Source organism: Streptomyces sp. CB02959 (assembly GCF_002803155.1).
Lineage (GTDB): Bacteria > Actinomycetota > Actinomycetes > Streptomycetales > Streptomycetaceae > Streptomyces.
In genome coordinates this window covers 225,636-236,810 of record NZ_NNBP01000009.1, presented here as the reverse complement: position 1 = coordinate 236,810, position 11,175 = coordinate 225,636, and the positions used below count along the sequence as shown (strand labels likewise).

Below are 11,175 nucleotides of genomic sequence, written 5' to 3'. Positions count from 1 at the left end.
GAAGCGGAAACGCGCAGGCGGAAAGTCCGTTGCTCCGGTGCGACGCACCGGAGCAACGGACTTTCCGCGCGCTCAGGGCGAGGGAACCCCGCAGGGCGCACCGTGCTCAGCGGTCGAAGCGGGGCGTGATCTCCTTCCAACGCCCGCGAGCGGAGAAAACGCACCGAGGGGCCCGACTTGCCGGGTCGCATCCGCCAGGGGAAACCCCGCGGATGCCGGCCGGGAACCACGGGAACCGCGGGAACCACGGTGCCGGCACGTCACGGTCAACGACGACGGCCCTTCCGGCAGCGCGCCGGAAGGGCCGTTTCTCCGTACGTTCCCACTGCCGTCCCTCAGCAGTCTGTCTGCGGCCCGTCCGCGGGCCGGGCGGCCGGTCAGGCGACGAGCAGCGTCTCGCGCAGCCGCTCCACGTCCTGCTGGCTCAGGCCCAGCCCCTGCCGAAGATAGGTGTCGAAGGTGCCGAACTCCGCCTTGACCTCGTCGAAGGCCGTGTTGAGGTACCGGATCCTGGCGTCCAGGATCGGCTTGAGACGGGCGGCCGTGGCAGGCGTCTCCTTGGCGAGGGACTCGGCGTTGTGCGCCGCCATGTAGTCGTTGGTGGCCAGGTAGTCCCGCATGACCGTGTCGCGGTCCACCCCCAGGGCCGTGAGGAGGGCGGCGCTGCCCCAGCCGGTGCGGTCCTTGCCGCCCGTGCAGTGAAAGGCCATCGGGACGGCCTCGGGGGTGTCGGCGAGCCGGAACAGCGTGCGGTAGGCGTCGAGCGCGGAGCCCTTGGAGACGTACGTCCGGTAGGTGCCGGCCATCATCCGCGCGGACGCCGCGGCCGTGGCGGGCAGTACAGGATCGACGTCCCCGCCCATGACGTCGGCGGTGACGTAGCGCGCGCCCGCCGGCACCCGGTCCGGGGCCTCGGCGCGCTCGGCGGGCATGCGCAGGTCCAGATCCGTACGGATGCCCAGTCGCTGGAGCACGGCCAGGTCGGCGTTGGAGAGCCCGTGCAGGCCATTGGTGCGGTACAGCACGCCCATCTTGACCCACCGGCCGTCGGTGGTGCGGTAGCCGCCCACGTCGCGGAAGTTGGGCGCGCTCGGCAGGTGCAGCGAGCGGTCGGCGAGGGTGAGCGGGTCACCCTGGTCGGGGACCAGGCGGAACCACTGGCGGTCGACGGCGGGCAGCCCGCGCACGGTGACGCGGGCCTCGGAACCGCCGCGCGCCACGGCCCGGCCGTCGGCGTACACGGTCACCGAGGCGACGCCAGGCGCCCTCCAGGCCACGAGGAACGAGCCGTCCTCTTGCTGGGTCACCGTGGCGTCGGCGAACGGTATTCCGTGTGCGGTGAGCGGCGTCCGCGGGGCGTGCTGGCTGGTTTCGGGGGGTGGCCCGAGGGGGTCGGCTGCGGCGAGCGGCGTGGCGCCCCCCACCGCCGATACGGCGGCCACGAACGAGATGGCGATGCGGCGGGCGGACAACACCGCCGCTGTGGAAGGAGAATTCATGACGAGACCATACGGTCCGAAATAGACAGGAATTAGCTAGTTTTGTGCAGCGGTCGGGCCACTCCGGGGCACCGCGTCCGGCGGGCCGACGCGCAGGCGCTGCCGGCGCTCCCCATGGGCAACGGGCCGTGCGGGGCCCGGTCGACCTAAGGACGACCGGACCCCGCGCCGGAACCCCGGCCTTGGTCGACGGTGGTGGGCGCCCCGGAAGGCGCCTGCCCCACCTGCCCGTCAGCTCTCCGCGTCCATCAGACGGAACAGGTCCTCGTCACTGGCCGACGCCAGGTCCAGCGCCGCACCGGAGCCGGGGTCGGCACCACCGTCCGCCCCCCGCGCCCCGGCCGTCACCGCCTTCAGCCGCGCCATCGCCTCCGCCGGCACCTCCGCGCCGGCGGCGAGCAGGGCGTCCAACTCGGCGACGAGCGAGGCCACATCGCGACCGGGAGCGACCTCCGGCGCGAGCCGGTCGCGCACGAGGCGGACCACGGCGTTCGGCTTGGGGTAGTCGTAGACGAGCGTGGCGGGCAGGCGCAGTTCCGCGGCCGCGATCAGGCGGTTGCGCAGTTCGACGGCGTTCACCGAGTTGACGCCCAACTCCTTGAACGTGCGGTGGCCGTCGTCGGCGGACAGCTCCTGGCCGCCGAGCACGGCCGAGGTCTCGGCGAGGACCAAGGCCAGCACGAGTGCGTCCTGCTCGGCGTCGTCGAGACCGGACAGGCGGGACGCCAGGCCCGACGGCTCCGGGTCGGCCGCCGCCGCGTCGCCGGCCGACCCGGCGCCCGCCCCCTCGGCAACGCGGTCCGCCGGGCCCACGGGCACCGGCGCCAGCCAGAACCGCCGCCGCTGGAACGCGTACGTGGGCAGCGGCACACCCCGCACTCCGGGCAGCACCGCGTCCCAGTCGACCGGCACGCCGTGGAGGTGTAGCCGGGCGACCGCGGTGAGCAGGGCCTGCCGCTCCGACGCCCCGCCGCGCAGGCTCGGCAGCACGGCCGCCCCCGGCTGCGCGGCATCCGACTCCAGGCACTCGTCGATCATCGGTGTGAGCGCCGGCTCGGCGCCCAACTCCAGGAACCCGGTGACGCGCGCCTCCCGGAGGCGGTCGATCGCGTCCCGGAACCGCACGGACCGCCGCACGTGCCGCACCCAGTGCTCCGGATCCCGCGCCTCCGCCTCGGTCAACGGCCGGCCGGTGACGGTGGAGACGAGCGGAACGGCGGGCGCGGAGAACGACAGCGCCCCGACGACCTCGCGGAACGCGGCCAGCATGGGTTCCATCAGTGGCGAGTGGGGCGCGGTGCTCACCGTGAGCCGACGGGTCTTGTGGCCGGCGGCCGCCAGCCGGTCGGTGAGGGCGACGAGCGGTTCCTCGGCGCCCGAAAGCACGAGGGAGTGCGGCCCGTTGACGGCCGCGACCGCCACCGAGTCCGCCACCTCCGCGAGCCACGGCAGCACCTCGTCCTCCGTGATGCGCACCGCCACCATCGCACCCCCGGGCGGCAGGGCGCCCATCAGCCGACTCCGGGCCGCCACCAGGGTGCACGCGTCCCGCAGTCCGAGCACGCCCGCCACGTGCGCGGCGGAGATCTCGCCGACCGAGTGCCCCACCAGGTGGTCGGGGGCCACGCCCCACGACTCGAACAGCCGGTACAGGGCGACCTGGACGGCGAACAGCGCCGGCTGGGTGTAGGTCGTGTCGTCGAGGAGGGCCGCCTCATCGGAGTCGGGGGCCGCCCACATCACCGATGTCAGCGGCCGTTCCAGCAGCGGGTCCAGCGCGGCACAGACCTCGCGCAGGGCCCGCCCGAAGACGGGGAACGCCTCGGCGGCCGCGCGCCCCATGCCGTTGCGCTGGCTGCCCTGCCCGGAGAACACGAAGGCCAGGTCGCCCGGCGCGGCGTCGTGCGGAGTGACTCCGGAGGAGCCCTCGCCCCGCCCGAACCGGAGTGCCGCGGCGAGCAGTTGGTCTCGGTCGGCGCCGCTGACGACGGCCCGGTGCCGGTGCACGGCACGGGTGGTGGCCAGGGCGTGGGCGACGTCCTGGGCGCGCAGCGCCGGGTCGGCGGCCACGTGTTCGGCCAGCCGCCGTGCCTGCGCGCGCAGCGCCGCCGGACTGCGGGCGGACACCACCCACGGCACGGCCGGCTCACCGGTCGGCTCCGGGGCCCCGGCCGGCGCGCCCGCCGGCACCTCACCGGTCGGCTCCTGCGCCGCGGCGGCCGGCGGTTCCTCGACGATCACATGCGCGTTGGTGCCGGTGAGCCCGAACGAGGACACGCCCGCCCGCCGCGTCGTTCCGTCCTCGCGCAGCCAGGGCCGGGCCTCCGTCAGCAGCCGTACCGCACCGGCGGACCAGTCGACCTTGGTCGAGGGCACGTCCACGTGCAGGGTCCTGGGCAGCACGCCGTGTTGCAGCGCGAGCACGGTCTTGATGACGCCGACGATGCCGGCGGCGGCCTGCGTGTGACCGACGTTCGACTTCACCGACCCCAGCCACAGCGGCCGCTCCGCCGGCCGCTCCCGGCCGTAGGTGGCGAGCAGGGCCTGGGCCTCGATGGGGTCGCCCAGCGGTGTGCCGGTGCCGTGCCCCTCCACGGCGTCCACGTCCTGCGGCAGCAGTCCGGCGTCGGCCAGCGCCTCGCGGATGACGCGCTGTTGCGCGGGGCCGCTCGGCGCGGTCAGCCCGTTGGAGGCACCGTCCTGGTTCACGGCGGATCCCCGCACCAGGGCCAGGACCCGGTGGCCGTTGCGCCGGGCGTCGCTCAGCCGCTCCAGCAGGAGCAGCCCCGCGCCCTCCGACCACGCGGAACCGTTCGCGGCGTCCGCGTACGCCTTGGCGCGGGAGTCGGGGGACAGCGCCCGCAGCCGCGAGAAGTGCGCGAAGGGCGTCGGGGTCGCCATGACGGTGACGCCGCCGGCCAGCGCCAGGTCGCTCTCGCCCGACCGAAGGGACCGGCAGGCCAGGTGCAGGGCGACGAGGGACGACGAGGAGGCGGTGTCGACCGTCAGCGCGGGGCCTTCGAGCCCGTAGGTGTAGGCGATGCGCCCCGAGATCGCACTGGCGGAAGCGCCGGTGATCAGCATGCTCTCCCACGCGCGGGGCACGGCGGACGCCTGCGCGCCGTAGCCGCGGTCCATCGCGCCGGTGAACACACCGGTGCGGCTGCCCTTCAGGGACCCCGGTTCGATGCCGGCCCGCTCGAACGTCTCCCAGGCCGCCTCCAGCAGCAGCCGCTGCTGCGGGTCGGTCGCCGTCGCCTCCTGGTCGGACAGACCGAAGAAGCCCGCGTCGAAGTCGCCCGCGTCGTGCAGGAACCCGCCTTCGCGGGCGTACGAGGTCCCGGGGCGGTCCGGGTCCTCGTCGAACAGCCGCTGCAGGTCCCAGCCCCGGTCGTCCGGGAACGGGGACATCGCATCGGTACCGCCGGCCAACAGGTCCCACAGCGCCTCGGGGGAGTCCGCCCGGCCGGGCAGCCGACAGGCCATGCCGACGATCGCCACCGGGTCGGCACCGTCGGCCGGCACGCCCCACGCGGCTGCGCGGGGCGGGTCTTCCTGCTGGACCAGTGCGCGGGCGACGGAGAGCGGATCGGGACGGTCGAAGGCCAGCGTGGCCGGCAACGGCAACCCGGTCTCCTCGCACAGCAGGCTCCGCAGCCGTACCGAGCGGAGCGAGTCGAGGCCGAGCCGACGGAAGTCCGCGTCGGGGGCGAACGGAACCGCGGCGCCCCCCTCCCCGAGCACCCGGCCGACGCAGTCCCGCACGAGGTCCAGCGCCTCCTCGACGGTGGCCGGGGGGACGGCGCCGGGCCGGGCCGACACCGCTGGCGCCGCACCACCGGCGAGCAGCTCCGTGAGCCGCCGCCGGTCGAGCTTGCCGGCGGAGGAGCGGGGGAGCGTGCGCACCGCGACCAGTTCGACGGGGATCTTGTGCTCGGCCACCCCCAACCCCCGCAGGAACGCCGTCACCTCGCCCAGCCCGAGGGCGGGGTCCGCCTCCTCGGTCACGACCAGGCAGGGATACTGCCCCAGCCGGTCGTCCGGCGCTGCGACCACGGCCGCCGGCCCCAGGCCGGCGAGGCCCGCGAGCAGCCCCTCGACCTCCGGGGCGGCGAACTTCCGGCCCGCCGTATTGATCAACTCGGCGGTCCGGCCGTGCAGCACCACCACCCCGTCCGCGTCGACGGCAGCGAGGTCGCCGGTCCGCAGCCACCCGTCGTCGGTGAGGGCCGCACGCGTCAGCTCCGGATCGCGGAAGTAGCCGCGGAACAGCCCGGGCCCCCGGTACTGGAGTTCACCGGTCGCGCCCGCCGCGCACACCGCGCCGTCCGCGTCGACGCTCCGCAGTTCCACGCCGTCGACCGGGCCGCCGACACTGCCGTCGGGGTCCTGCGCCCGGGTGCGGGTGCCGGTGCCGATCTCGGACATCCCCCACACCACGACCAGTTCGCAGGCGAGCGCCGCCCGCACCCGCACGGCGAGCGCGGGCGCGACCGCGGCGCCCGCCGTCCGCACCTGGTGGGGGGCGAACCCCGCCGGCCCCTCCGACGACTCCAACCGGCCGACGACGTCCCACAGTTGCGTGGGGACGGCGAAGACGACGCGCGGGTCGTGCTCCCGGGCCAGGGCCAGGAAACGGTCCGCGTCCCAGTCGGTGAGCACGACCTGGCGGCAGGCGGTGGACAGCGCCGCGTGCACGGCCTGGAGGCCGAACAGATGGGTCATCGGGCAGGCCGCGAGGACCGTGCCTGCGAAGGCGTCGGCGGCCTCGGCGGTCACGGCCGCGGTGTTCGACAGCAGGCCGTCGTGGCTGTGCAGACACAGCTTGGGTCGCGACGAGGCCGTCCCGGACGACGGGACCAGGACGAACGGAAGGTCGGGGGTGACCTCCACCGGCCGGGGCCCGCTGCCCGCCCAGGCCGCCAGCAGCCCGTCCAACGAACCGACCCCCGGCTCCGCACGGCCGGTCGCCGGCCCGCCGGCCAGCAACACCCCGCGCAGCGACGGCACGCCGTCCAACAGCGCACGGGCCGTCGCCGGACCCTCGCCCTCGGCGCCCGACAGGACGAGGAGGACGGGCTCCGCGCGGTCCAGCAGCGCGCGGACCTCACCCACCGCGGTGCCCTGGTGCAGGGGCAGCAGCACCGCCCCGACGGCCGCGACCGCCAGGTGCAGGGTCTGCAACTCCCAGCTGTTCGGCAGCCGCACCGCCACCACGTCGCCGGGCGCGACGTGCGACTCCTGGAGGCCGCGGGCCAGCGCGTCGACGTCCGCCCGCCACTCGGCCCACGTCCACGAGCGGTCCCCGTCGACGAGGGCCACCGCATCGGGCGCGGACGCCACGGCGGACGCGAACACCTCGGGGAGCGTGCGGCCCCCCGGCGTGCCAGTGCCGTCGGACGGCGGGTCGATCACATAGTCATCGGTGTGGACGGGCACCATCACTCCCGGATGTCGAGCGCTTGCGTCGGTTGGGGGATCCGGCAGGTGGATCGCCCGGTGCGGGCGTCAGCCCTCGTGTGCGGTGATCGCCCCGGAGGGGCACAGCGCCGTCGCGATGCGGACCTTGGCCGCCTCGTCGGGGCCGGGCGCGGCGAGCAGGGTGACGATCCCGTCCTCGTCCTGGTCGAAGACCTGTGGCGCGGACAGCACGCACTGGCCCGCGCCCACGCAGCGCTCCGAATCGATGGTGATACGCATGCCGATGTCTCTCCTGCAAGGGGATTGGGGTCCACCGGCGGCCACTGGCGCACCGCGCGGACGGGACTGGCCTTCCGTTGGCGGGACGGTGCCTACCAGCGGACGGGAAGCTGCTCCAGGCCGTAGAGCACGCCGTCGTACTTGATGCTCAAACCCTCATCGGGAACGGCGAGTTGGATGTCGGGAATGCGCTCGAAGAGCTTGCGGTAGGCGATCTCCATCTCGACCCGCACCAGGTTCTGGCCCAGGCACTGGTGGATCCCGTAGCCGAACGCCACGTGATGACGGGCGCTCCGGGAGGGGTCGAACATGTGCGGGCACTCGAAGGCGCTCGTGTCGTGGTTGGCCGCGGCGATCAACGGCACGATGCCGTCGCCCGCCTTGATGAGCTGCCCGCCGATCTCGACGTCCTCGACGGCCACCCGCAGGGACACGATGTCGGCGACCGAGTGGAAGCGCAGGGTCTCCTCCACCGCCCGGTCGTCACCGATCCACTGGGGGTTCCGCAGCAGTGTGACGACGCCCAGCGCGATGTTGTTGGCAGTGGTCTCGTGGCCGGCGATGAGCAGCAGCATCAGCACGCCCGACAGCTCGTGCGGTGCGATCGAACCGGCTGCCAGCAGCCGGCTGATGAGGTCGTCGCCGGGCCACTTCGCCTTGATGCCCACCAGCCGCTTGATGTAGCGCAGCAGCTCCTTGACGGCGGTCTCGCGCTGCGCGTCGGTCGAGGCGCGGAGCGAGACCAGGGTGCGGGTCCGGGACTCGAAGAAGTCGCGGTCGGAGGGCGGCACGCCGAGCAGTGTCGAGATCACCAGGGACGGCACGGGCAGTGCGTAGTCCGCGACGAGGTCGGCGGAGTTGCCCGCGGCCAGCATCGCGTCGAGGCGCTCCTCCACCGTGCGCTCGATCGCCGGGCGCAACCCCCGGATGCGCCGCACGGTGAATTCGGGGATGAGGGCCTTGCGGAACCGGTCGTGTTCGGGGGAGTCCAACCCCACGAACCAGCCGGGGATCTGCTCCTGCGTGGGCACGCCCACCGTCCCGACGTTGGGGAAGCCCTTGTGCGAGGGGTTGGAGCTGATCCTTGAGTCGGTCAGCACGGTGCGCACGTCCTCGTGCCGGGTGACCAGCCACGCCCGGGCGCCGTTGGGCAGGCGCGAGAGGACCAGCCCCTCGTGGTCGCGGTACCCGTCGTAGTCGGGCGGCGGGAAGGGCACGCCGGGTTTGCGGGTGGGGAAGTCCACCACCACCGGGTCCGAGTGCGTCATGAACGGAATTTCCTCTCTCCGACGGGGTCGATCAACGGACGCCGTAGAAGGCCCGGATCTTGCTGACGATGAAGTCCTGGTCGGCGGGGGACAGGTCGGTGTGCGTGGGCAGGTAGAGCCCGTCCTCGGCGAACTCGCTGGCCTTGAGCGACGGCCAGTCGGGGTCGAAGTACATGGGCTGCCGGCTCATCGGCTTGAAGAAGAGCCGGGTCTCGATGGAGTGGTCGGCCAGGAACGCCTGGAGCTCCGCCCGGCGTTCCGCCCGGAGGTCGTACATCCACAGCACGTCCCGCGGGGGCATCAGCGTGATGCCGGGGACGTCGGCCAGCCCCTCGTCGTAGTGCTTCTCGATCCTGCGGCGCACTTCGAGGATCTCGTCGAGGCGTTCGGTCTGCGCCAGGGCCACGGCGGCCTGCATGGCCGTGATGCGGTAGTTGTACGCCAACTTCTTGTGCAGGAAGCTGTGGTCCTTGGTGAAGGCCATCGCCCGCAGGTGCGCGATCTGGTCCGCGAGCTTGGGGTCGTCGGTGAGGCAGATGCCGCCCTCGCCGGCCGTGATGATCTTGTTGGCGAACAGCGAGTAACAGGCGATGTCCCCGGTCGGCCGGACGCCGTGCGCCTCGGCGCTGTCCTCCACGACCTTCAGGTTGTACTGGAACGCGATGTCCATGATCGCGTCCATGTCGCAGCGCCGCCCGTAGACGTGGACCGGCATGAGGACCTTCGTCCGCGACGTGATCTTCTCTTCGATGCGCGAGACGTCGATGTTGAGGTCGTCTCCGCAGTCGACGAACACTGGAGTGGCACCCGTGTACGTCACCGCCCACGCGGAGGCCACCATCGTGAACTCGGGGACGATCACCTCGTCGCCGGGACCGACTCCCAGGGCGCGGAGCGCCAAGGTCAGTGCGGTCGTGCCGGACGAACAGGCCACGCCGTGCGCGGTCCCGTTGTAGTCGGCGAAGGCCTGCTCGAAACGCCGGACCATCGGCCCCTGCGACGATATCCACCCGTCCTCGACCGTCGCGGTCAGGTACTCCAGCTCGCGTCCGTTCAAAGCGGGCCGGGAAACGGGATATGTGAACGACATCCGCTACCTCATCCTCTTCGTATTTCCACACGCCCGACGCGCGCGCACGGGCTTCTTCACTGGTGGGCCCCGGCGAGAACCGGCAGCCCGAGGATCAGGTCGGCGGCTGCCGCCCGACCGCCCGCCGCCCGCTGCAAAGCACCGAGTCGCTCCGCATTCCTGCGGAAGGAGGGGGTTTCCAGCACGCGGGTCAACTTGTCGACCACGTCATTGACGTCCATGTCCCGAGGCTGGTCGAGGGTCAGGCTGATGCCGAAGTCCCGGCCCCGCACCGCCTGGTCGTAGCAGTCCACCCACAACGGCCGGACCACCAGGGGCTTTCCGAAATACATGCCCTCGTTGTAACCATTGCCGCCGGCGTGCGTGAAGAACACCTTCACGTTCGGATGCGCCAGCACGTCCAGTTGGGAGGGCACCCAACTCTCGATGCGCAGGTTGCCCGGCAGCGTCTCCTTCGGCGGCAACAGGTGCTGCTGCTCCGACGGCAGCTTCCACAGCACCTGATGCCGTCCTTCGAGGCGCCGGGCCACCTCCACCATGGAACTCACCTGATCCCGGGTCAGCCGGGTGATCGTCCCGAACCCCGCGTAGACCACCGAGGTCTGCGCGTCCAACCAGGTCGACAGCTCCTCGTCGTCCGGAGCCTCCGGCAGGGGCGGCACCATCGTCCCGACCAACCGCATCTGCGACGGAATGCGCACCGGATAATCCAGCTCGGCAATCGAATTGCACAGCACCAGCTCGGCGCTTTCGATCCGCTCCATCGGGCTCATCGACGACAGCCCGTGTTCCTTCCGCCGCCGGGTGTCCTGCGCCACCACCTTGCTCATCCGCGGCGCCAGGAACAGTGCCAGCGTCCGCCACTTGAACAACTGGTTGCTGATCTGCTGCGCCAACGTCATGCGATACGGCAGTCCGGTGTGCGGGACGGGAAAGCCCCACGGCGTGTACCCCTTCCCGAACGGCGTGAAAGCCGTCAGCACGTTGCTCGGTGCGAACGGCACGCTCAACACGAAGGGAATTCCCCGCGAGATGGCCAGCTCGATGCCGAACCCGCTGATGCAGTCGATGACCATCAAAGCCGGCTGGACCTCGTCGACGATGGCCGCCAGTTTCCGGAACTTCGCATCCTGCGCCGCCGGCACGAACGAGTGCCTGATGACCGCGCGATGCGCCTTGAACCGCGACGACTGGGTGATCTCCCGGTAGATCTCGTCGCTCCACGTCACCGCGGACAGCTCGCTGACGACCTCCCCCAGCGAGCCGAATTCCACCGGGGAGCCCACCGAAATCCGCTTCACGTCCGCACGCCGCGGCTCATCGGTGGCGAACCAGAGGTCCGGCACGTTCCGCCGGGAGAGTTCCTCGGCGAGGACGAGCAGCGGGTTGGCCAGCCCACTTTCCGGAAGACTGACGAAAAGGATCGGCCGTCGGGCGGAGTCCATGGATTCCCTTTCAGCGAGGACGGACGGGGTTCGGCGAGCACCGCCCCTGCGCGGATCGACTGGCCGCACCTCTCTTTGATCTCACGCCGGCCACCGGAAAATCCGTAGACCCGGGTTTGGGCCTCGGCGCAGGCCCGGACGCCACGACGCCCCTGGTCGACAGGGGCGTCGTC

Annotated in this window: 6 protein-coding genes; all 6 read right to left on the bottom strand. The window is 72.3% G+C overall.

The window, feature by feature from the left end; all coding sequences use genetic code 11:
• Positions 1-377: 377 nt before the first annotated feature.
• Entirely contained in the window at positions 378-1,499 is a 1,122-nt protein-coding gene (locus tag CG747_RS17115; RefSeq protein ID WP_100602591.1) for a tyrosine-protein phosphatase, read from the bottom strand.
• Positions 1,500-1,730: 231 nt separating this feature from the next.
• Positions 1,731-6,941 (bottom strand): type I polyketide synthase, encoded by a 5,211-nt coding sequence (locus CG747_RS17110; RefSeq protein WP_100602590.1) that lies wholly within the window; start codon positions 6,939-6,941, stop codon positions 1,731-1,733.
• A gap of 66 nt (positions 6,942-7,007) precedes the next feature.
• Positions 7,008-7,199 carry a ferredoxin gene (locus CG747_RS17105; RefSeq protein ID WP_016574086.1) on the bottom strand — a complete coding sequence of 64 codons (192 nt, stop codon included), beginning with the start codon at positions 7,197-7,199 and terminating at the stop codon, positions 7,008-7,010.
• A gap of 92 nt (positions 7,200-7,291) precedes the next feature.
• A complete protein-coding gene (locus CG747_RS17100; RefSeq protein ID WP_100602589.1) occupies positions 7,292-8,467 on the bottom strand; it encodes a cytochrome P450 in 1,176 nt (391 codons plus the stop codon).
• A 31-nt stretch (positions 8,468-8,498) separates the two neighbouring features.
• The gene (locus CG747_RS17095) at positions 8,499-9,557 is read right to left on the bottom strand and encodes a DegT/DnrJ/EryC1/StrS aminotransferase family protein (protein WP_016574084.1); all 1,059 of its coding nucleotides are present in this window, start codon (positions 9,555-9,557) and stop codon (positions 8,499-8,501) included.
• Between the two features lie 56 nt (positions 9,558-9,613).
• Complete coding sequence (locus tag CG747_RS17090; RefSeq protein ID WP_100602588.1) at positions 9,614-11,002, bottom strand: glycosyltransferase; 1,389 nt, start codon at positions 11,000-11,002, stop codon at positions 9,614-9,616.
• Positions 11,003-11,175: the final 173 nt, after the last annotated feature.

Excerpts from the sequence above, each read along its gene's own strand:
- CG747_RS17095 (WP_016574084.1), bottom strand. The coding sequence starts at position 9,557 with ATGTCGTTCACATATCCCGTTTCCCGGCCCGCTTTGAACGGACGCGAG.
- CG747_RS17110 (WP_100602590.1), bottom strand. The coding sequence starts at position 6,941 with ATGGTGCCCGTCCACACCGATGACTATGTGATCGACCCGCCGTCCGAC.
- CG747_RS17100 (WP_100602589.1), bottom strand. The coding sequence starts at position 8,467 with ATGACGCACTCGGACCCGGTGGTGGTGGACTTCCCCACCCGCAAACCC.
- CG747_RS17105 (WP_016574086.1), bottom strand. The coding sequence starts at position 7,199 with ATGCGTATCACCATCGATTCGGAGCGCTGCGTGGGCGCGGGCCAGTGC.
- CG747_RS17115 (WP_100602591.1), bottom strand. The coding sequence starts at position 1,499 with ATGAATTCTCCTTCCACAGCGGCGGTGTTGTCCGCCCGCCGCATCGCC.
- CG747_RS17090 (WP_100602588.1), bottom strand. The coding sequence starts at position 11,002 with ATGGACTCCGCCCGACGGCCGATCCTTTTCGTCAGTCTTCCGGAAAGT.